The organism is Pseudomonas sp. GW823-FHT02C05, assembly GCF_058797595.1.
This window is the reverse complement of record NZ_JBXAJU010000004.1, coordinates 452974-472580: the sequence shown is the minus strand read 5'-3', so window position 1 is coordinate 472580 and position 19607 is coordinate 452974. Positions and strand designations below refer to the sequence as shown.

The following is a 19607-nucleotide window of genomic DNA, read 5'->3' as shown; positions in this document are numbered from 1 at the left end:
CAATGTTTCTTACACTGCGCCCATCTTTGCTCTGAATAACAAACGTCAGCGGTCAAGCCGCGATGAGGATATGAAAATGCGCGTTCTGGTCTTGGGCAGTGGCGTTATCGGAACCACCAGTGCCTATTATCTGGCTCGAGCCGGATTTGAAGTGACCGTAGTGGACCGTCAGCCGGCCGCCGCCATGGAAACCAGCTTCGCCAACGCCGGCCAGGTCTCGCCTGGCTATGCGTCGCCCTGGGCCGCTCCGGGTGTACCGCTCAAAGCCATCAAATGGCTGCTGCAGCGCCACGCGCCACTGGCGATCAAGGCCACGGCCGACATCGACCAGTACCTGTGGATGGCACAGATGCTGCGCAACTGCACCGCCAGCCGCTATGCGGTGAACAAGGAACGCATGGTGCGCCTGTCCGAATACAGCCGTGACTGCCTCGACGAGTTGCGAGCGGAAACCGGCATTGCCTACGAAGGCCGCAGCCTGGGCACTACCCAGCTGTTCCGCACCCAGGCGCAGCTGGACGGTGCGGCGAAAGACATCGCCGTGCTCAAGGAATCCGGCGTGCCGTTCGAACTGCTGGACCGCGAAGGCATCGCCCGGGTCGAGCCGGCCCTGGCCAACGTCACTGACATCCTCGCCGGTGCCCTGCGCTTGCCCAACGACCAGACTGGCGACTGCCAGATCTTCACCACGCGCCTGGCGGAAATGGCCAGCAAGCTGGGTGTGGAATTCCGCTTCGGCCAGGACATCCAGCGCATCGACTTTGCCGGTGACCGGATCAACGGCGTGTGGATCGACGGCAAGCTGGAAACCGCCGACCGCTACGTGCTGGCCCTGGGCAGCTACTCGCCGCAATTGCTCAAGCCGCTGGGCATCAAGGCGCCGGTGTACCCGCTCAAGGGTTACTCCCTGACCGTGCCGATCACCAACCCGGCCATGGCCCCGACTTCCACCATCCTCGACGAAACCTACAAGGTCGCGATCACCCGTTTCGACAACCGGATCCGGGTCGGCGGCATGGCTGAGATAGCCGGTTTTGACCTCTCGCTCAATCCGCGCCGGCGTGAAACGCTGGAGATGATCGTCAACGATCTCTATCCTCAGGGCGGCGACCTGTCCCAGGCCAGTTTCTGGACCGGGCTGCGTCCCACTACCCCGGATGGCACGCCGATTGTGGGCGCCACGCCGTTCCGCAACCTGTTCTTGAACACTGGCCACGGTACGCTCGGCTGGACCATGGCTTGCGGGTCCGGTCGCCTGCTGGCGGACCTGATGGCCAAGAAAAAGCCGCAGATCAGCGCCGAAGGCCTCGATATTTCCCGTTACGGTAACCCTCAGGAGTCAGCTAAACATGTCAATCCAGCGCCAGCTCACCAATGAGCGCATGAGCCAGATTGTTGTCCACGGCGGTACGGTGTATCTGTCCGGGCAAGTCGGTGATGACATGCAGGCCGGGATCGAACAGCAGACCCGCGAGACCCTGGCCAACATCGAACGCCTGCTGGATCTGGCCGGTACCGACAAGAGCAAGCTGCTGTCGGTGACCATCTACCTGAAGGACATCGATGCCCACTTCGCTGGCATGAACAGTGTCTGGGACCAGTGGCTGCCAAAAGGCGTGGCGCCGGCCCGGGCCACGGTCGAAGCCAAGCTGTGCGAACCGGAAATCCTGGTCGAGCTGTCCGTAGTGGCCGCTCTGCCTTAAGCGACAAGATCCCTCTCCCGGTGCCGGTGGCGGCTCGCCGTTATCCAGCACCGGTTTTTTATTCCCCATGACCGCCTAGAAGTCTGCCGCCATGCGCCCTGCCCGTGCCCTGATCGATCTCCAAGCCCTGCGTCACAACTACCAACTGGCCCGTGAAATTTCGGGAGTTCGTGCTCTCGCGGTGATCAAGGCCGATGCCTACGGCCATGGCGCGGTGCGCTGCGCCCAGGCACTGGAAGGCGAGGCCGACGGTTTCGCCGTGGCCTGCATCGAAGAAGCCCTGGAGCTGCGCGCCGCGGGCATTCGTGCGCCGGTGCTGCTGCTGGAAGGTTTTTTCGAAGCATCCGAGCTGGCGCTGATCGTCGAGCATGATTTCTGGTGCGTGGTGCATTCGCTGTGGCAACTCGAAGCCATCGAGCAGGCGGCCGTGGCCAAGCCACTGACGGTCTGGCTCAAGCTGGACTCGGGCATGCATCGGGTCGGCCTGCATCCCAAGGATTACCAGGCGGCGTATCAGCGCCTGCAGGCCAGTGGCAAGGTCGAGAAGATCGTGCTGATGAGCCACTTTGCCCGCGCCGATGAACTGGACTGCCCGCGTAGCAGCGAGCAGGTGGCGGTATTCGAAGCGGCTCGCCAGGGCCTCGGAGCGGAAATCAGCCTGCGCAATTCGCCGGCGGTCATGGGCTGGCCCAGCGTACCCAGCGATTGGGTGCGCCCGGGCATTATGCTCTACGGTTCGACGCCGTTCGAAGAAAACAACTCGGTGGCCGCGCGCTTGCAGCCGGTAATGACCCTGGAGTCCAAGGTGATCTGCGTGCGTGAACTGCCGGCCGGCGAGCCGGTGGGCTACGGCGCCAGGTTCATCACCGACAGGCCAATGCGCATCGGCGTGGTTGCCATGGGGTATGCCGACGGTTATCCGCGCCATGCGCCTACTGGTACGCCGGTACTGGTGGCCGGCCAGCGCAGCCGCCTGCTGGGCCGGGTGTCCATGGACATGCTGTGTGTCGACCTGACGGATGTGCCTCAGGCCGGACTGGGTTCCACCGTGGAATTGTGGGGCAAGAACATCCTCGCCAGTGAGGTCGCCCTGGCCGCCGATACCATCCCTTATCAGCTGTTCTGCAACCTGCGTCGGGTGCCGCTGGTGTACTCCGAAGACTGAGATTGCGCGGGCTGTACCGAAAGTCGCCTGCCCTCGGGGGAATCGGGGCCAAGTGTTGTAAATACTGAACGCTGTCGCCATGATAACGCTCAATTACAACAACGCCTGATTCCCGCCTAGGAGGCTGCCGCATTGGACGTCGGTGAACGACTACAATCCATCCGTAAACTGAAAGGTCTTTCCCAGCGTGAACTCGCCAAGCGCGCGGGCGTCACCAATAGCACCATTTCAATGATCGAAAAGAACAGTGTCAGCCCCTCGATCAGCTCACTGCGAAAGGTGCTGGGCGGCATTCCCATGTCCATGGTCGAGTTCTTTTCTGAGGAAGTTCTCCAGGAAACGCCTTCTCAGATCGTCTACAAGGCCCACGAACTGATCGATATTTCCGATGGTGCAGTCACCATGAAGCTGGTGGGCCGTGCCCATCCGAGTCGCGCCATTGCCTTCCTCAACGAGATCTACCCGCCGGGTGCCGATACCGGTGAAGAGATGCTCACCCACGACGGCGAGGAAACCGGGATTCTCCTCGAGGGGCGCCTGGAACTGGTGGTAGGGCTTGAAACATTTGTCCTCGAAGCCGGCGACAGCTACTACTTTGAGAGTACGAAGCCGCACCGTTTCCGTAATCCGTTCGATGTTCCGGCGCGACTAATCAGCGCAGCCACTCCGGCGAACTTCTAGATCAAGAGGCGTCCTGCAAGGCTTGCAGAGAGGCCCCCAGCGACATTTTGCCGCGAATAAGACCCCTTCGACTTTGGGGTTGTTTCAGTGTGGCGGGCTAACCGTTATACTTTCGCCCGCCTGCGAAACCGTGGCCGCAGGCGTGACTAGCCACCATTGAGGGTGTACGCGTGAACCTAATTATGAAAATGCTGGCCGCACCAGCAACCGTATTGGCCCTTTGGGCAGTCAGCGCTCAAGCTGCGACTAATGATGATATTGCCAAGCGTCTTGAGCCTGTCGGCCAGGTCTGCGTCCAGGGGCAGGAATGCAAGGGTATGGAAGTGGCCGCCTCTGCGGGCGGTGGCGGTGGCGCGAAATCCCCGGATGACGTGATCGCCAAGCACTGCAACGCTTGCCACGGCACCGGCCTGTTGGGCGCACCGAAAATCGGTGACACCGCAGCCTGGAAAGAGCGCGCCGATCACCAGGGCGGCCTCGACGGCATCCTGGCCAAGGCCATCACCGGGATCAACGCAATGCCGCCTAAAGGCACTTGCGCCGATTGCTCCGATGACGAGCTCAAAGGTGCAATCCAGAAGATGTCCGGCCTGAAATAAGCCGCCATCTTCAGCGAAAAAGCCGCTTACGAGCGGCTTTTTTGTGGGCGTAATTTGCCCTGTGTACTGGTCAATGCAGCAAACTCCCGGCAAGCTCGGTCCAACCTCAATTCATGGACGGTCCCCGGAGGGTCAGATGCTGCAATCCTGTTCTATCGAGCATGCGGTGGATGAAGTGCTCGCGCGTTTGCCGCAACACATTCACATGGGCATGCCCCTGGGGCTGGGTAAACCCAATCGTTTCGCCAATGCCCTGTACCGGCGCATCGCCGGGATGCCGGAACGCCAGCTGACCATCTACACCGCTTTGAGCCTGGGCCGGCCGGCCCTGGGCGACGGTTTGCAGAAGCGCTTTCTCGAACCCTTCGTCGAACGGGTATTCGGTGACTACCCGGAGCTGGATTTTCTCGCTGACCTGCATCGCGACAGCCTGCCGGCGAACATTCGCGTCGAGCAGTTCTTCATGCAGCCCGGCAGCCTCCTGCACAGTGCCCCGGCGCAGCAGGACTACGTCAGCAGCAACTACAGCCATGCCGCCCGGGACATCAACGCAGCCGGTCTGAACCTGGTGGCGCAACTGCTGGCCAGGGATCCGCAAGACCCGGGACGCCTGAGCCTGAGCTGCAACCCGGACATCACCCTCGACATGTTGCCGATGATTGCCAAGCGCCGGGCGCAGGGGGAAACCATCTTGATCCTCGGCCAGGTCCACAGCGACCTGCCCTATATGCCGGGTGATTCGGAAATCGATGCCGCGGACCTCGACCTGCTGATCGACGAGGAGGAGCGCAGTACGTTGTTCTCCACGCCGAACATGCCCGTGGGCATCCAGGACCATTGCATAGGCCTGCACGCCAGCACCTTGGTGCGCGACGGCGGCACCCTGCAGATCGGCATTGGCTCCATGGGCGATGCGCTGACCGCGGCCTTGCTCGCACGGCAGGCGGACAACGAGGGCTACCGCGCACTGCTGGCAGACCTGCAGGTGGATTACTGGCAGCCGCTGATCGATCGCGAAGGGGGTGTCGAGCCCTTTGCCCAGGGGCTCTACGGCTGCAGCGAAATGTTCGTCAACGGCCTGTTGGCCCTGGCCGACGCGGGCATCGTGCGGCGCAAGGTGTACCCGACCGTGGCGCTGCAAGAGCAAGCCAATGCCGGCACCCTGGATCCGGATTCGGCTGTCGGCGGGGTCTCGATCCATGGCGGTTTCTTCCTTGGCCCGCGCAGCTTCTATCAGCGCCTGCGGGAGCTGCCCAAGAGCAGGCTGGCGCAGTTCAACATGACCGCCATCAGCTACATCAACGAGCTGTATGGCCATGAGGAGCTCAAGCGTCTGCAACGCCGGGATGCGCGCTTTATCAACAGCGCCTTCACCATGACCCTGATGGGTGCGGCGGTGTCCGACCAGTTGCAGGGCGGGCGCGTGCTGAGCGGGGTGGGCGGGCAATACAACTTCGTCGCCCAGGGCCATGCCCTGGCGGATGCCCGCTCGGTGCTGATCCTGCGCAGCTGGCGCGAGTCGGCGGGGGAAGTGAGCTCCAACATTGTCTGGGAATACGGCCACTGCACCATCCCCCGTCACCTGCGGGACATCGTGATCACCGAGTACGGCATCGCCGATCTGCGGGGCAAGACGGACGCCAAGGTGATCGAGGCGTTGCTCAATATCAGCGATTCACGCTTCCAGGCCGGATTGATCGAGCAGGCACAGAAAGCCGGCAAGCTGGCGAAGGACTTTCGTCTGGAGCCGCGTTTTGCCGACAACAGCCCACAGCGTTTGCAGAACATTCAGGCGCGTCATCGCCACCTGTTCCCGGAGTATCCGCTGGGCAGTGATTTCAGCGCCCAGGAGCGCGACCTGCTGCGGGCGCTGAACTGGCTCAAGAGCAAGTTCAAGCTCAGCGAGATCCTCGAGCTGGGCAAGGCGGCACTCGACGCACCGGAGCCCGCGGCGTTTGCCGAGCACTTGGAACGCATGGGGCTGGAGAAACCCGAAGGCCTGCGTGAAGACCTGTACCAGCGGTTCCTGCTGGCGGGTCTGCAGGCCACGGCCCCCAACTTGTCGTAGGAGACGGCTTGCCGGCGAATGGGCCTTCAAGTCTTGCGCTGCTCTCAAGGGCGTCTTCGCTGGCAAGCCAGTTCCTACACAAGTCTGTTGCTCTGGCGGGCGGGGTTACTCGATGAAGGTGACCACGCCGCCGGCCAGGGATTTGACCCGGGCCAGGGATTCCACGCGGTAGCCCTGGGAGTCCAGTTCGGCACGGCCGCCCTGGAACGACTTCTCGATGACGATGCCCAGGCCGGCCACGGTGGCGCCGGCCTGCTTGATGATCGAGATCAGTGCCTGGGACGCCTTACCGTTGGCCAGGAAGTCGTCGATGATCAGCACGCGGTCGCTGCTGGTCAGGTGCCGCGGGGAAATGGCGACGGTGCTTTCCACCTGCTTGGTGAAGGAGTACACGGTGGCCGACAGCAGGTTCTCGGTCAGGGTCAGGGACTGGTGCTTGCGGGCGAAGATCACCGGCACGCCCAGGTTCAGACCGGTCATGATCGCCGGGGCTATCCCTGAGGCTTCGATGGTGACGATCTTGGTGATGCCCGAATCCTTGAACAGCGTGGCGAATTCGTCGCCGATCAACTTCATCAACTGCGGGTCGATCTGATGGTTCAGAAAGGCGTCGACCTTCAGTACTTGATCGGAAAGCACGATGCCTTCTTCGCGAATTTTCTTGTGCAGTGCTTCCACGGAGCTTCCTCTACTGGCCACGTCTGGGCCAAAGGTCTGTTAAAAAATAGTCGATTTTAACGCTTTAACATCGCGCGTATATCCGCCAAGGCGCTATTGCCGCGAACGGCCTTCACTTCGGTCGGGGTGTCGTCGTTGCCTTCCCAGGCCAGATCGTCCGGGGGCAGCTCATCGAGGAAGCGGCTTGGCGCGCAGTCGATGATTTCACCGTACTGCTTACGCTTGGCCGCAAAGGTAAAGGCCAGGGTCTGACGCGCGCGGGTAATGCCCACGTAAGCCAGGCGCCGTTCTTCCTCGATGGTATCGGCTTCGATACTGGAGCGGTGCGGGAGGATTTCCTCTTCCATGCCCATGATGAACACGTAGGGAAATTCCAGACCCTTGGAGGCATGCAAGGTCATCATCTGCACGCCCTCGGCGCCGTCTTCCTCTTCCTGCTGACGTTCCAGCATGTCGCGCAGGACCAGCTTGCCGATGGCGTCTTCGACGGTCATCTCGCCGTCTTCGTCTTTTTCCAGGGTGTTCTTCAAGGCCTCGATCAGGAACCAGACGTTACCCATCCGGTAGTCCGCCGCCTTGTCGCTGGAGCTGTTGGTGCGCAGCCAGTTCTCGTAGTCGATGTCCATGACCATGCTGCGCAGGGCGGAAATCGGGTCTTCGCCGGCGCACTGTTCGCGGACCCGGTCCATGAAGCGCTTGAAGCGCGCCAGGCGGTCGGTGAAACGGCTGTCCAGATGTTCGCCCAGGCCGATTTCGTCGGTGGCGGCGTACATCGAGATCTTGCGTTCGGTGGCGTAGTTGCCGAGTTTTTCCAGGGTCGTGGAGCCGATTTCCCGGCGCGGCACGTTGATCACCCGGAGGAAGGCGTTGTCGTCATCCGGGTTCACGATCAGGCGGAAGTAGGCCATCAGATCCTTTACTTCCTGGCGTCCGAAGAAGCTGTTACCGCCGGACAGGCGATAGGGCACCTGGTGGTGCTGCAGCTTCAGTTCGATCAGCTTGGCCTGGTAGTTACCCCGGTAAAGAATGGCGAAGTCGCTGTAGGGGCGGTCGGTGCGCAGGTGCAGGCTAAGGATCTCCATGGCCACCCGTTCGGCCTCGGCATCTTCGTTGCGGCAGCGGATCACGCGGATCTCGTCGCCGTGGCCCATCTCGCTCCACAGCTGCTTTTCGAATTCGTGGGGGTTGTTGGAGATCAGCACGTTGGCGCAGCGCAGGATACGGCTGGTGGAGCGGTAGTTCTGCTCCAGCATCACCACTTTCAGGGACGGGTAGTCGTCCTTGAGCAGCATCAGGTTTTCCGGGCGTGCGCCGCGCCAGGCGTAGATCGACTGGTCATCGTCGCCCACCACGGTGAACTGGTTGCGCTTGCCGATCAGCATCTTCACCAGCAGGTACTGGCTGGCGTTGGTGTCCTGGTATTCGTCCACCAGCAGGTAGCGCACCTTGTTCTGCCATTTCTCCAGGATGTCGGCGTGCTCTTCGAACAGCTTCACCGGCAGCAGGATCAGGTCGTCGAAGTCCACTGCGTTGAACGCCTTGAGCGTGCGCTGGTAGTGGGTGTAGACGATGGCGGCGGTCTGTTCCTTGGGGTTGCGGGCGTTTTCCAGGGCCTCGGCGGGCAGGATCAGGTCGTTCTTCCACGAGCCGATCATGTTCTTGATCTCGTCGACGCCGTCGTCCCCGGAATACTCCTTCTGCATGATGTCGGTCATCAGGGCCTTGACGTCAGTCTCGTCAAAGATCGAGAAGCCCGGTTTGTAGCCCAGCCGCACATGCTCCTTGCGGATGATGTTCAGGCCCAGGTTGTGGAAGGTGGAGACCGTCAGGCCACGGCCTTCGCCACTGCGCAGCAGGGTGCCGACCCGCTCCTTCATTTCCCGCGCGGCCTTGTTGGTAAAGGTCATGGCGACAATGTACTGGGCGCGGATGCCGCAATTCTGGATCAGGTGCGCGATCTTGCGGGTGATCACGCTGGTCTTGCCGGAGCCTGCGCCGGCGAGCACCAAAAGAGGGCCGCCGACATAGTTCACGGCTTCTTGCTGCCGGGGATTGAGTCGGGACATGACGGTAAAAAGGGATCGGTTACGAAAAGGGCGGGCATTTTAACAGGCTGGACGGATTCTGCTGCCTCTGTCCGACTTGTGACGCACAACGCGATCTAAATTTGCCGGTTTTGATACTTTCCCTCAGGATGCGCGCTGAATATGCGTCTAATGTTCGAGTTAGAGCGGTACAAGAAATTGCGTATGATAATCAATATCAATTGTTATTGTTTATTTGCGCGCCATAATGCCCGCCGCCAACTTAATTTGCAGAGTCTAGGGAGCTAGCTTGTCTAAGCCTGTCGAACCCTTGCGTTTGCTGCTACTGGCTGAAGAGCCGGTGTGGACAGCGTTGTTGCGCGAGTGTGTCGCTCCGTTGGGAGACTCGGTGGTATTGATCAGTGCTCCCAGCTGGGAGTCTGTCAGCCGTTTGTTTGAAGACGACCGCAACGCGGTCCTGTTGACCCTTCCTCATTTGCAGCCCGGCCCCGGGCGTTGCAGCCTGCCCACCGTGTTGCTGCTGGACCAGGAACCGCCCGTAGCCCCTGTAGGCGTCAGCGACTGGTTGGTGAGTTCCTGCCTGAGTACCGATGCCCTGCGCCGTTGCCTGCGCCATGTACGTGAGCGCGGCCTGCTGGAAAACACCCTGCAGCGCCTGGCAGAGCAGGACCCCCTGACCGGCATCGCCAACCGCCAGGGGTTCCAGACCTTGCTGGCCGCGCGCCTGGCGGAAAACGAAGGCCGTGGCCTGGCCCTGGGCCATCTCGACCTGGACAATTTCCGCCACGCCAACGACGCCCTGGGCCACCAGGCCGGCGACCGGCTGATCCTGCAGGTGGTCTCGCGCCTGAAAAGCCAGCTTGAGGCCGGCGATCAACTGGCCCGCCTGGGCAGTGATGAGTTTGCCTTGCTCATCGATACCCGCCGCGCCCCACAGCGGGCCGAGTGGATGGCCGAGCGCATCACCGAAGCCATGGCCGAGCCCTATTGGGTCGATGGCGAAAGCCTGCTGATCGGCTGCAGCCTGGGGATTGCCCATGCCCGGGCCAATGCCGGCGCCGACCCGCTGATGTGGCATGCACACATCGCCATGCAACAGGCCAAGAGCACCCAGGGCTGCACCTTTCATATCTTCAACGAGCGGATCAATCGCAACGCTCGCAGCCTGGCCGACCTGGAAAGCGAACTGCGCCGGGCCCTGCGCCGCGACGAACTGGAGTTGCACTACCAGCCCCGGCTGAACCTGCATGACGGCAAGATCGTGGGCCTTGAAGCCCTGGTGCGCTGGCGCCATGGCGAGCGCGGCCTGTTGCCGCCCAGCGAGTTCGTGCCCCTGGCCGAGCAGAGCGGGCTGATCGTGCCCCTGGGCTACTGGGTGATTTCCCGAGCCCTGCGGGACATGCAGGCCCTGCGCGAACGCGGCCTGCCGCCGTTGCACATGGCGGTGAACCTGTCGTTCCGCCAGTTCCAGGACAGCCAACTGCTTTCTACCCTGAGCCGCCTGATTGCCGAACGCGGAGTCGAGGCCCAGTGGCTGGAATTCGAATTGACCGAGACCGCAGTGATGCGCCGCAGTGACCTGGTGAAGCAGACCATGGATGCCCTGGGTCGCCTGGGAGTGCGTTTCTCCCTGGACGATTTCGGTACCGGCTTCTCTTCCTTCGTCCACCTCAACAGCCTGCCCATTACCCTGCTCAAGGTGGACAAGAGCTTTGTCGGCGGCATGGAGCAGCGCGAAGAGAACCGCAAGCTGGTCCACGCCATGATCAACCTGGCCCATAACCTGAACCTGAATGTGGTGGCCGAAGGCGTGGAGACGGCGGAACAGCTGGCCTTGCTGCGGGGCTTTGGTTGCGACCAGGCCCAGGGCTATCTGATCAGCAAGCCGCTGCCCCTGGCGGAACTGATGGACTATCTGATCTTCGGCAGCAGCCAGCAGGCGCTGCAGGAAGGGACGGTTTAAACCGGCGTCGGTTCGGGCTCAATCCGCCTGGCCGGCCTGGAGAGTCATGGCCGGCACGGGCGGCTCACGCCGGATCATGCGGCGCATTCGCCACTCGAATGCCAGGGTCAGGCTGATGGCCGCACACGCCAGCCCCAGGGCCAGGCCCCACCAGACACCGGTCGGCCCCCAGCCCAGGGTGAAGGCCATCAGCCAGGCCGAAGGTGCGCCAATCAGCCAGTAGCAGCCCAGACCCACCAGGAAGGTAGTCTTGGCATCCTTGAGGCCCCGGATCGCGCCCATGGCAATGGTCTGGGTGCCGTCGAACAGCTCGAACCAGGCGGCCACCGCCAGCAGGCTCACGGCCAGCCGGATCACCTCGGCGAAGGCCGGGTCGTTGTGGTCGAGGAACAGCCCGATCAGTTGGTTGGGCAGCAGCCAGAAGATCATGGCGAACCCCAGCATCGCCACCGCGCCAAAGGCGATGCCCACGCGCCCGGCCAATCGTGCATCGAGCAATTGCCCGGCGCCGTAATGCTGGCCGATGCGCATGGTGATGGCGTAGGAAATCCCCGCCGGCACCATGAACGCCACCGAGACGATCTGCAGGGCGATCTGGTGCGCTGCCAGTTGCGTGCTGCCCATGGTGCCCATGCACAGGGCGGCGAAGGCAAACAGCCCGACTTCCACCGCGTAGGTGCCGCCGATGGGCAGGCCCAGGCGCCACAGTTCCCGCAAGTAATGGGTGTTCAGCCGGGACAGGCCCTGGCGCAGAGGGTACGCGGCGTAGGCCGGGTGGCGCTTGATGTGCCAGGCCAGGGCCACGGCCATGCAGTTGGCGACGATGGCGGTCACCAGGCCAATGCCCACCAGGCCGAGCTTCGGCAGGCCGAACATGCCGGTGATCAGCGCGTAGTTGAGGAGGAAGTTGGCCACGGTGCCGCCCAGGCTGATGACCATCACCGGCGTGGCCCGGCCGATGGCGCTGGTGAAGCCGCGCAGGGCCATGAAACTCAGGTAGCCGGGCAGGGCGAACGGCAGGATCAGCAGGAACTGGCCGGCGGCGTGGACGTTGCTTTCGGTCTGGCCGAACAGCAACAGCAGCGGCTTGAGGTTCCACAGCAGCAGGCCGGCCACCAGGGCCATCAGCCAGGCCAGCCAGAGCCCGGCCTGGGTCAGGCGCGCGGCGCCCTCGATGTCGCCAGCGCCCTGGCGGATCGCTACCAGCGTGCCCACCGCGGCAATCACGCCGATGCAGAAGATTGATACGAAGGAGTAGCTGGCCGCACCCAGGCCGCCGCCGGCCAGGGCCTCGGGGCTCAGGCGGGCCATCATCAGGGTGTCGGTGAGGACCATCAGCATGTGCGCCAGCTGCGAGGCGATCAGCGGCCCCGCCAGCCGCAGGATGGCCCAGAGTTCGGTACGTGCTGGATGCTGCATGGTCATCAGGCTCGATCAGGGGAAAGTCCGGGAGAGCGCTGATTCTCGGCGCTCTTGGCCTATAGCACAAAGGGATAAAAACGATTGCTGGCATGATTAAAACTCATGCGAAGCACTTTCTGCTAGCGTGGCCCTGTCCCCTCCTGGAGTGCCTGTATGTCCCGTCGTCTTCCTCCGCTGTATGCCCTGCGCGCCTTCGAGGCAGCGGCCCGGCACAGCTCGTTCACCCGGGCAGCCGAAGAGCTGTCGATCACCCAGAGCGCGGTCAGCCGGCATATCCGGACCCTGGAGGATCACTTCGCTTGCCGGCTGTTCCAGCGCAGCGGGCGCAACTTGCAACTGACCGAGGCGGCGCGCTTGCTGCTGCCGGGGATACGCGAGGGCTTCGGTGCCCTGGAACGGGCCTGCAATACCCTGCGTGCCGAAGATGACATCTTGCGCATGAAGGCGCCCTCGACCCTGACCATGCGCTGGCTGTTGGCGCGACTCAGCCGCTTCCGCCATTTGCAGCCGGGCAATGAGGTGCAGCTCACCAGTGCCTGGATGGACGTGGACTCGGTGGACTTCAACCAGGAGCCCTTCGACTGCGCGGTGCTGCTGAGCAACGGTCACTTCCCCCCGGACTGGGAGGCCAGCTACCTGTTTCCCGAACTGCTGATTCCGGTGGGCGCGCCGAACCTGCTCAATGATCAGCCCTGGGACGTGGCGCGCCTGGCCGCCACCGAGCTGTTGCACCCGACCCCGGACCGCCGCGACTGGCGCAGTTGGCTGGAGCACATGGGCCTGACGGACCAGGTGTCCCTTAAGGGCGGGCAGGTGTTCGACACCCTGGAGCTGGGGATGATTGCCGCCGCGCGGGGTTACGGCGTGTCCATGGGGGACTTGCTGATGGTGGCCGAGGATGTGGCCCAGGGTCGCTTGAGCCTGCCCTGGCCGACAGCGGTGGCCAGTGGCCTGAACTACTATCTGGTGTGGCCCAGGACCCGGCCCGGAGGCGAGCGTTTGCGGCGCCTCAGCGACTTCCTTCAGGGCGAGGTCCAGGCCATGCAACTGCCCGCCGTAGAGCGCCTGGGCTGAAACGTTGCAGTACCCGGCTGGCGGGGCGTGCAAATATCCCTGCAAAGCGCTCAAGTATTGGCTCGTGCCGCCGAATCCATGGGTTATGGAACCAGCGTTCAGGAAGGTCCTAACTGATTAAAAATCTTAGAATTATGACTGCCGAGGGTGCTGACCGATCAGGATGATCCGCCTTCTCGGCAAGGAGCCATCATGTCCCAACCCCGTGCCCGCATAGCCTCTCAGCTAGGGCTCGCCCTTGCCTTGATACTCGCCCTGGTGATCAGCGGCAGCACCCTGTTCGCCTTGCGTTCGCTGGACTCGGCGAACCTCGACACCCGAGAGGAACACCTGGCCAGTGAAGCCCGTCTGCTGGCCGATCAGCTCAACACGTTCCACGGCAGCCTGCGCGAGAGCACCCAGCGCCTCAGCGGCCTGTTCGAAAACCGCTTCAGCAGCGGCCTGAGCCTGCATCCGGAACAACCGGTGAGCGTGGCCGGGGTGCAGACCCCGGGATTGCACCTGGGGGATGTGGTGCTGAACAACAACTTCGCCGAAGTCGACCAGTTCAAGCAGATGACCGCCGGTGTGGCGACCTTGTTCGTGCGCAGTGGCGATGACTTCGTGCGGGTCAGTACCTCCCTGAGCAAGCAGGATGGCAGCCGTGCCATCGGCACCTTGCTCGACCATGCCCACCCGGCCTATCAGAAACTCATGGCGGGCCAGGGTTATGTGGGCCGGGCCTTGCTCTTCGAACGCTTCTACATGACCCAGTACACCCCGGTGCTGGACCGCAGCGGCAAGGTCATCGCGGTGCTGTTTGTCGGCTTCGATTACACCGATGCGCAAAATGCCCAGTTCGCCAACCTCAAGCGCTTCCGCATCGGCCAGAGCGGCTCCCTGGCCCTGCTCGACGAGCAGAACAAGTGGCTGGTGCCACCGGCCGGCGTGCAGGCGCCGGAGCAGGCGGCGCAGGTCATGGCGCAAGCGGCCAAGGAGCCGGGCAAGGGGCGTTTCTGGAGTGATCAGGGCGAAGACTTCTACAGCCTGGCAGTACCGTTCGAGGGTGGCCCCTGGTCGGTGGTGGCGAGCATGCCCAAGGCAGAGATCCGCGCGGTGACCTGGAGCGTTGGTATTCGGCTGGTGATCGGCAGCCTGCTGGCCATGCTGCTGGCGGTGGGCGCTACGGTCTGGCTGCTGCGCAGCAAGCTGGCACCGCTGAGCGACCTGGTGCGCCAGGCCCAGGCCCTGGGCGGCGGTGACCTGAGCGCACGGCTGAACGTTGCCAGCCATGACGAAATCGGCCAGTTGGCCCGCAGCTTCAACCAGATGGGCGAAGCCCTGTCGACCATGGTCGAGCACATCCGCCGCTCTGCCGCCGAGGTCAACGGCCGGGCCCAGGTGCTGTCCGGCTTGTCCAGCGGTGCATATGAAGGCATGGAGCAGCAGTCCGGCGAGATCACCAGCATGGCCGGGGCGGTGGAGGAGTTCAGCGCCACCTCGCTGAACATCGCCGACAACATGGGCAGTACCCAGCGCCTGGCCCAGGAAAACGCCCAGCAGACCCATATTGGCCGCACCTCCATGCAAGAGGCCTCGTCTTCCCTGGAACAGATCGCCGGAGCCCTCAACAGCACGGCCACGGTGATCAACACCCTGGGCCAGCGCTCCCAGGAGATCGGCGGAATTGTCGGAGTGATCACCGCGATTGCCGACCAGACCAACCTGCTGGCCCTGAATGCCGCTATCGAGGCCGCCCGGGCCGGTGAGCAGGGCCGCGGTTTTGCCGTGGTGGCGGATGAGGTACGCAACCTGGCCTCGCGTACCCGTGAAGCCACGGATGAAATCTCCCAGATGATCAACAGCATCCAGCAGGAAACCGGCCACGCCATCCAGACCATGGAGCAGGGCAACCGCCTGATGCAGGAAGGCCTGTCGCGCAACGCCGACGTGGCCTCGGCCCTGGCCCTGATCGACGAGCAGAGCCGCAGCGCCGGCGAGCAGTTTGCCGCCATCACCACCGCGACCCAGGAGCAGAGCAGCACCGCCACGGTACTCAGCAGCAATCTGCAGAGCATTGCCCAGGCCAACAGCGAGCAGCGTGAAGTGGTGTCCAACCTGGCGGTCACTGCCCGTGAGCTGGAAACCCTGGCCGCGGACCTGCGCCAGGAAGTCGATCGCTTCCGCTGACGGCTGCCGCCTCGCCCCTCAATCCGGGTTGGGGGGCGAAAGTTGCAATGAGGCCTGATTCGACTAAAACAGATGAGCAGTGGTTTGCCCCAAGGACCTCCCTTTCAGCAGGAGCTGGCATGACTCATCTTTCCCGTTTCGTCCCCCGCGCCCTGGCGCTGTCGGCACTCTTGCTCAGCCCGGCGGCGTTCAGCCAGGAAAGCCCGGCGTTCATCGCCCCGGCTACCTGGAATACCCCGTTCAACGGCATCGCCCAGGTGGCCTGTCACAACTGCTACGAGAAGCAATACGCAAGTACCTTCAGCAGCGTGCTCGACAGTGTGCGCACCCTGGAACTGGACTTTTGGGACCAGCGCGATGCGGTGACCGGCGGCTCGCCCCGGCACTGGTTCGTGCGGCACAACCCCGGCACCCTGTTCCAGTCCGGCAACGACAACAATTGCACGGGCAATGGCACCGGCAAGAACGATCTCGAAGCCTGCCTCAACGACGTCAAGAACTGGAGCGACAACCACCCCGGGCACTTTCCCATCACGGTAATCCTCGACAAGAAGCAGGGCTGGTCGAAGGAAAGTTCGGGGCGCACGCCCAAGGATTTCGATGAGCTGGTGACCCGGGTCTTCCAGGGCAAGCTCTATACCCCCCAGGACCTGGCCACGCACATCGGCAGCAGCGCGGGCGCCTTGCAGGGCAACCTCAAGGGCAAGTCCTGGCCCACCGCCAGCCAGCTTCAGGGCAAGGTCCTGCTGGTGCTCAACCACTCGGAAAACCAGAAGCTCTCGCAGTACGCCGAGGCCCGGACTTCCAGCGCCAAGGTGTTCATCTCGCCGGTGACCAATGGCCAGAACGATGTCAGCGGCAAGGTCAGTGGCATGTCCGGCCAGTCGTCCGGCTACGTGGCCATGAACAACATGTCCAAGGGCGACAAGAAGTGGGTGGCCCAGGCCTTTGCCTACAGCCATGTCGGCCGGGTCTGGGGCGATGACGGGGTGTCGTTCGCCCAGCACATCAGCGAGAAGGTCAACCTCTCGGCCTACTACAAGTTCGCCGAGCAGAACGCCGGCGGCTATCGCATCCGGCCGTTCTGAGCTTCACCGGGGTTCGGTCGGTTCACCGAGCCCCGGGTCCACGCGCTTGCCGATGTCCCGCAGGCGCGCCAGTTGATCGACCATGGTCGGTGCTTCATCGACGCTGCTGACAAAGGTCCACAGGTAGGTCATCACCGCATACACATGGCCGGCCTTGATCTCGGGCGACAGCGCCAACTGGCTGATGGCAATGACGAACAGCACCGCTGCCACAGCGCCAAGGAACAGATAGGCCGCGGCTTCCCGATCCGAGAGCCCGATGCGCAGCCGCGACAGCAGGCGATAGTGACGCTGCAGCGAGACCGCGCCGACCCTGGCCACCAGGCCGATTTCCTTTTCCAGCCGGTTATTCAGGCGTTCGTGCAGTTGCTGGTTGCGCCGGGCAAAACGTGGCAGCAGGGTCATGCACAGCAACAGCGCCGTGAGGCAGGCGAGGCCGATCCAGGGTTCGATCACCAGCAGCATCACTGCCGCCCCGACGATCGACACCAGGGCCGTGGCGATGGTCGGCACGTGCTTTTCGAAGAAGTCGACGAACTCCCGGGCCAGCACCACCCGCGCCGCGGCGGTGGAGGTGTCCTGCTGTTGCAGGCGCTGGTTGAGAATCACCGGCACCGCCAGGTCCGCGTAGATGCGGGTGAAGGTACGGGTGTCCACCGCACGCCGCGCCGCGCCCACTACCCAGAAGCCCAGCACCACCAGGGCATAGATCAGCGCATGGGCAGCGTCGCCCCGCAGGATCGAATCCACGGCGAAGCCGGCGAACAGCGGGTAGGCCAGCAGCAGGGCGTTTTCCAGGGCCACCAGGGACAAGGTGACGAACAGCTTGCCCGGATAGGCCCGGGCAATGGCCTTGAGGGTCTGGCTGGCGGTCTGCTGGCCGATTTTCTGGGTTGGATCCACGACGATGAGTGGGGTGACGGCGGACATGAGTGCACCACAAGAGTGATAACGGTTAATATTGAGCGACTGCTCAATTATCTTTGAGCGAACGCTCAAAATGCAAGCGCCGTCCATCCTGGCGCCAAGAGGCCTGATTGCACATGTCGCGTAACGACCGTAAAGACCAGATCATCCAGGCGGCCCTGGAATTATTCCGCAGCAAGGGTTTCGCCGAGGTTTCCACCCGTGACCTGGCCGAGCATGCGGGGCTGTCTCGCAGCCACGTCTATCACTACTTCAGTGACTGGAAGGGGCTGCGCCGCGAAGCCTTCGTGCGGTTTGCCGATGACCAGCTGGAGGCGGTGGGCCAGCCCCTGCGCGGTGCCGCGCCCATGGACGCCTTGCTGGGGTTTCTCCGTGACTGCCTGCCCGATTCCGCCGAAGCCGGCTGGGCGCTGTGGCTCGATGCCTGGGACGAAGCCATGCATGACGCCGAGCTGGCGCAGGCCTACCTGAGGATCAACGGCCAGTGGCGGGACATGCTGGCGGCGATCATTGCCGATGGGGTCCGCACGGGGGTATTCCGCTGCGCCAGCCCCGAGCGCGCGGCAAGGCAACTGTTCGCCCAGACCATGGGTTACGCCGATGACCTGTTGCTGCGGGCTTCCCCCGAAGCTGCCCAGTCGGCGTTGCAGGAAGTCATGGAAGTGGCTGGCCTGCTGCTGGGATTCGAGGGCTGACAGGAAACGGCCAGCGGAGTGGAGTTTGTCCGGCTAGTTGGGGTTTTTGGCCTTGCTGAAACGATTCTTCAGGGCTATAAAAACCGCACAACTCCAAAAAAGGCACTCCTGCATGACTCCGCTGAAACTGCTGGTCACCCTTGGCGCGCTGGCCGCCACCTCCCACGCCATGGCCTGGGACTATGTATTGCTCGATACCGACAAGGCTCCCCGCAACCTGCACCTGACCAGTGAACAGTTGGGGGTCAAGACCGAGCGGCCGTTTTCCGTGACCCTGCGCACCCTGCATGGCGGACGCCAGGAGGGGGTGAGCATCGTCGACATCGACAACGGCGTGATGCAGCTCTCGGTGGTGCCGACCCGGGGCATGAACGTGCTGCAGGCTTCGGTGGGCGATGTGCGCCTGGGCTGGGATTCGCCGGTCAAGGAGGTGGTCAACCCGGCCTTCATCGAGCTTAACGGCCGCGGCGGCCTGGGCTGGCTGGAGGGCTTCAACGAACTGGTGGCCCGCTGTGGCTATGAGTGGGTCGGGCACCCGGGCCTGGACAATGGCGAGCTGCTGACCCTGCACGGACGCGCGGCCAACATCCCGGCGAGCAAGGTCACGCTGCATATCGACGAGCAACCGCCGTATGCCATTCACCTGCGGGGCGAGCTCAAGGAGCAGGCGTTCAAGAAAGTGGATTTCAGCGTCGCCACCGAACTGGTGACCGAACCCGGCAGCACCCGGTTTGCACTCAACGACACCCTGACCAACAACGGCGACTACCCCAAGGAATACCAGGCGCTCTACCACAGTAACTTCAGTACGCCGTTCCTGGAGCAGGGGGCGAAGTTCGCCGCGCCGGTGAAGCAGGTTTCGCCGTTCAATGACAAGGCCCGGGCCGACCTGGCGGACTGGCAGACCTATCGCGGCCCGACCCGCGACTACGACGAAACCGTGTACAACCTCGTGCCCTATGCCGATGCCCAGGGCGAGACCCTGGCGGTGTTGCATAACAAGGCCGGGAGCCTGGGTGTTTCCCTGGGCTTCAACACTCGACAACTGCCGGTGTTTTCCCTGTGGAAAAACACCGACACCCAGGGCCAGGGTTATGTGACGGGTTTGGAACCGGGCACCAGCTTTTCCTACAACCGCCGTTACCAGCGCCCGTTGAATCTAGTGCCGAGCATTGGCGCCAAGGAGCAGCGGCAATTCCAGATTCGCTACAGCCTGTTGGCCGATAAAGCCGCGGTGGATAAAGCCCTGAGCCGTGTCAGCCAGATCCAGGATGGGCGTCAGACCGAAGTGCGGCCAACACCCTTGGTAGACCTGTCCCGGGAATGAACC

At 63.1% G+C, this 19607-nt stretch carries 16 protein-coding genes and 1 pseudogene; 13 read left to right on the top strand and 4 right to left on the bottom strand.

Going from position 1 to position 19607, the window contains the following annotated elements; all coding sequences use genetic code 11:
* Nucleotides 1-76: 76 nt before the first annotated feature.
* From dadA to AC1RGE_RS23570, 6 genes are all read left to right on the top strand, one after another.
* On the top strand, nucleotides 77-1378 hold the full coding sequence (gene dadA / locus AC1RGE_RS23595; protein WP_011064209.1) for a D-amino acid dehydrogenase: 1302 nt from the start codon (nucleotides 77-79) through the stop codon (nucleotides 1376-1378).
* Entirely contained in the window at nucleotides 1350-1703 is a 354-nt protein-coding gene (locus AC1RGE_RS23590; protein ID WP_011064208.1) for a RidA family protein, read from the top strand. Before dadA ends, AC1RGE_RS23590 begins: the two co-directional genes overlap by 29 nt.
* Before the next feature lie 91 nt (nucleotides 1704-1794).
* On the top strand, nucleotides 1795-2868 hold the full coding sequence (alr, locus tag AC1RGE_RS23585) for an alanine racemase (RefSeq protein ID WP_346624682.1): 1074 nt from the start codon (nucleotides 1795-1797) through the stop codon (nucleotides 2866-2868).
* Nucleotides 2869-3000: 132 nt separating this feature from the next.
* Nucleotides 3001-3549 carry a cupin domain-containing protein gene (locus AC1RGE_RS23580; RefSeq protein WP_011064206.1) on the top strand — a complete coding sequence of 183 codons (549 nt, stop codon included), beginning with the start codon at nucleotides 3001-3003 and terminating at the stop codon, nucleotides 3547-3549.
* Between the two features lie 182 nt (nucleotides 3550-3731).
* On the top strand, nucleotides 3732-4148 hold the full coding sequence (locus AC1RGE_RS23575) for a c-type cytochrome (RefSeq protein ID WP_011064205.1): 417 nt from the start codon (nucleotides 3732-3734) through the stop codon (nucleotides 4146-4148).
* 136 nt (nucleotides 4149-4284) lie between these two features.
* Nucleotides 4285-6216 (top strand): acetyl-CoA hydrolase/transferase C-terminal domain-containing protein, encoded by a 1932-nt coding sequence (locus AC1RGE_RS23570; RefSeq protein ID WP_072443469.1) that lies wholly within the window; start codon nucleotides 4285-4287, stop codon nucleotides 6214-6216.
* Between the two features lie 105 nt (nucleotides 6217-6321).
* On the opposite strand, the gene AC1RGE_RS23565 is transcribed toward AC1RGE_RS23570, so the two are convergent.
* Both AC1RGE_RS23565 and rep read right to left on the bottom strand, forming a co-directional pair.
* On the bottom strand, nucleotides 6322-6894 hold the full coding sequence (locus AC1RGE_RS23565; RefSeq protein WP_011064203.1) for a xanthine phosphoribosyltransferase: 573 nt from the start codon (nucleotides 6892-6894) through the stop codon (nucleotides 6322-6324).
* 56 nt (nucleotides 6895-6950) lie between these two features.
* On the bottom strand, nucleotides 6951-8960 hold the full coding sequence (gene rep, locus AC1RGE_RS23560; protein WP_011064202.1) for a DNA helicase Rep: 2010 nt from the start codon (nucleotides 8958-8960) through the stop codon (nucleotides 6951-6953).
* 268 nt (nucleotides 8961-9228) lie between these two features.
* Between rep and AC1RGE_RS23555 the strand changes: the two genes are divergently transcribed.
* On the top strand, nucleotides 9229-10902 hold the full coding sequence (locus AC1RGE_RS23555; RefSeq protein ID WP_492585107.1) for a putative bifunctional diguanylate cyclase/phosphodiesterase: 1674 nt from the start codon (nucleotides 9229-9231) through the stop codon (nucleotides 10900-10902).
* Between the two features lie 18 nt (nucleotides 10903-10920).
* Here the strand turns inward: AC1RGE_RS23555 and AC1RGE_RS23550 are convergent, their stop codons facing one another.
* A complete protein-coding gene (locus AC1RGE_RS23550; protein WP_011064200.1) occupies nucleotides 10921-12327 on the bottom strand; it encodes a NorM family multidrug efflux MATE transporter in 1407 nt (468 codons plus the stop codon).
* Nucleotides 12328-12477: 150 nt separating this feature from the next.
* Here AC1RGE_RS23550 and AC1RGE_RS23545 point away from each other — a divergent pair, with 150 nt between their 5' ends.
* From AC1RGE_RS23545 to AC1RGE_RS23530, 4 genes and pseudogenes are all read left to right on the top strand, one after another.
* Entirely contained in the window at nucleotides 12478-13398 is a 921-nt protein-coding gene (locus AC1RGE_RS23545) for a LysR substrate-binding domain-containing protein (RefSeq protein ID WP_011064199.1), read from the top strand.
* Between the two features lie 192 nt (nucleotides 13399-13590).
* A pseudogene (locus AC1RGE_RS23540) lies at nucleotides 13591-14712 on the top strand (Cache 3/Cache 2 fusion domain-containing protein); the annotation flags it as partial.
* Complete coding sequence (locus AC1RGE_RS23535) at nucleotides 14707-15567, top strand: methyl-accepting chemotaxis protein (protein ID WP_373873525.1); 861 nt, start codon at nucleotides 14707-14709, stop codon at nucleotides 15565-15567. The pseudogene AC1RGE_RS23540 and the gene AC1RGE_RS23535, both read left to right, overlap by 6 nt.
* 119 nt (nucleotides 15568-15686) lie before the next feature.
* On the top strand, nucleotides 15687-16655 hold the full coding sequence (locus AC1RGE_RS23530; protein WP_492585106.1) for a Ca2+-dependent phosphoinositide-specific phospholipase C: 969 nt from the start codon (nucleotides 15687-15689) through the stop codon (nucleotides 16653-16655).
* A gap of 3 nt (nucleotides 16656-16658) precedes the next feature.
* On the opposite strand, the gene AC1RGE_RS23525 is transcribed toward AC1RGE_RS23530, so the two are convergent.
* The gene (locus AC1RGE_RS23525) at nucleotides 16659-17585 is read right to left on the bottom strand and encodes an ABC transporter six-transmembrane domain-containing protein (protein ID WP_170866332.1); all 927 of its coding nucleotides are present in this window, start codon (nucleotides 17583-17585) and stop codon (nucleotides 16659-16661) included.
* A 113-nt stretch (nucleotides 17586-17698) separates the two neighbouring features.
* On the opposite strand from AC1RGE_RS23525, the gene AC1RGE_RS23520 reads away from it, so the two are divergent.
* Entirely contained in the window at nucleotides 17699-18277 is a 579-nt protein-coding gene (locus AC1RGE_RS23520; protein WP_011064195.1) for a TetR/AcrR family transcriptional regulator, read from the top strand.
* A 112-nt stretch (nucleotides 18278-18389) separates the two neighbouring features.
* Complete coding sequence (locus AC1RGE_RS23515; RefSeq protein ID WP_103290818.1) at nucleotides 18390-19604, top strand: aldose 1-epimerase family protein; 1215 nt, start codon at nucleotides 18390-18392, stop codon at nucleotides 19602-19604.
* Nucleotides 19605-19607: the final 3 nt, after the last annotated feature.

Coding starts and splice junctions, on each gene's coding strand:
- dadA (WP_011064209.1), top strand. CDS start 77: ATGCGCGTTCTGGTCTTGGGCAGTGGCGTTATCGGAACCACCAGTGCC.
- AC1RGE_RS23590 (WP_011064208.1), top strand. CDS start 1,350: ATGTCAATCCAGCGCCAGCTCACCAATGAGCGCATGAGCCAGATTGTT.
- alr (WP_346624682.1), top strand. CDS start 1,795: ATGCGCCCTGCCCGTGCCCTGATCGATCTCCAAGCCCTGCGTCACAAC.
- AC1RGE_RS23575 (WP_011064205.1), top strand. CDS start 3,732: ATGAAAATGCTGGCCGCACCAGCAACCGTATTGGCCCTTTGGGCAGTC.
- AC1RGE_RS23570 (WP_072443469.1), top strand. CDS start 4,285: ATGCTGCAATCCTGTTCTATCGAGCATGCGGTGGATGAAGTGCTCGCG.
- rep (WP_011064202.1), bottom strand. CDS start 8,960: ATGTCCCGACTCAATCCCCGGCAGCAAGAAGCCGTGAACTATGTCGGC.
- AC1RGE_RS23550 (WP_011064200.1), bottom strand. CDS start 12,327: ATGACCATGCAGCATCCAGCACGTACCGAACTCTGGGCCATCCTGCGG.
- AC1RGE_RS23545 (WP_011064199.1), top strand. CDS start 12,478: ATGTCCCGTCGTCTTCCTCCGCTGTATGCCCTGCGCGCCTTCGAGGCA.
- AC1RGE_RS23535 (WP_373873525.1), top strand. CDS start 14,707: ATGGGCGAAGCCCTGTCGACCATGGTCGAGCACATCCGCCGCTCTGCC.
- AC1RGE_RS23530 (WP_492585106.1), top strand. CDS start 15,687: ATGACTCATCTTTCCCGTTTCGTCCCCCGCGCCCTGGCGCTGTCGGCA.
- AC1RGE_RS23525 (WP_170866332.1), bottom strand. CDS start 17,585: ATGTCCGCCGTCACCCCACTCATCGTCGTGGATCCAACCCAGAAAATC.
- AC1RGE_RS23520 (WP_011064195.1), top strand. CDS start 17,699: ATGTCGCGTAACGACCGTAAAGACCAGATCATCCAGGCGGCCCTGGAA.
- AC1RGE_RS23515 (WP_103290818.1), top strand. CDS start 18,390: ATGACTCCGCTGAAACTGCTGGTCACCCTTGGCGCGCTGGCCGCCACC.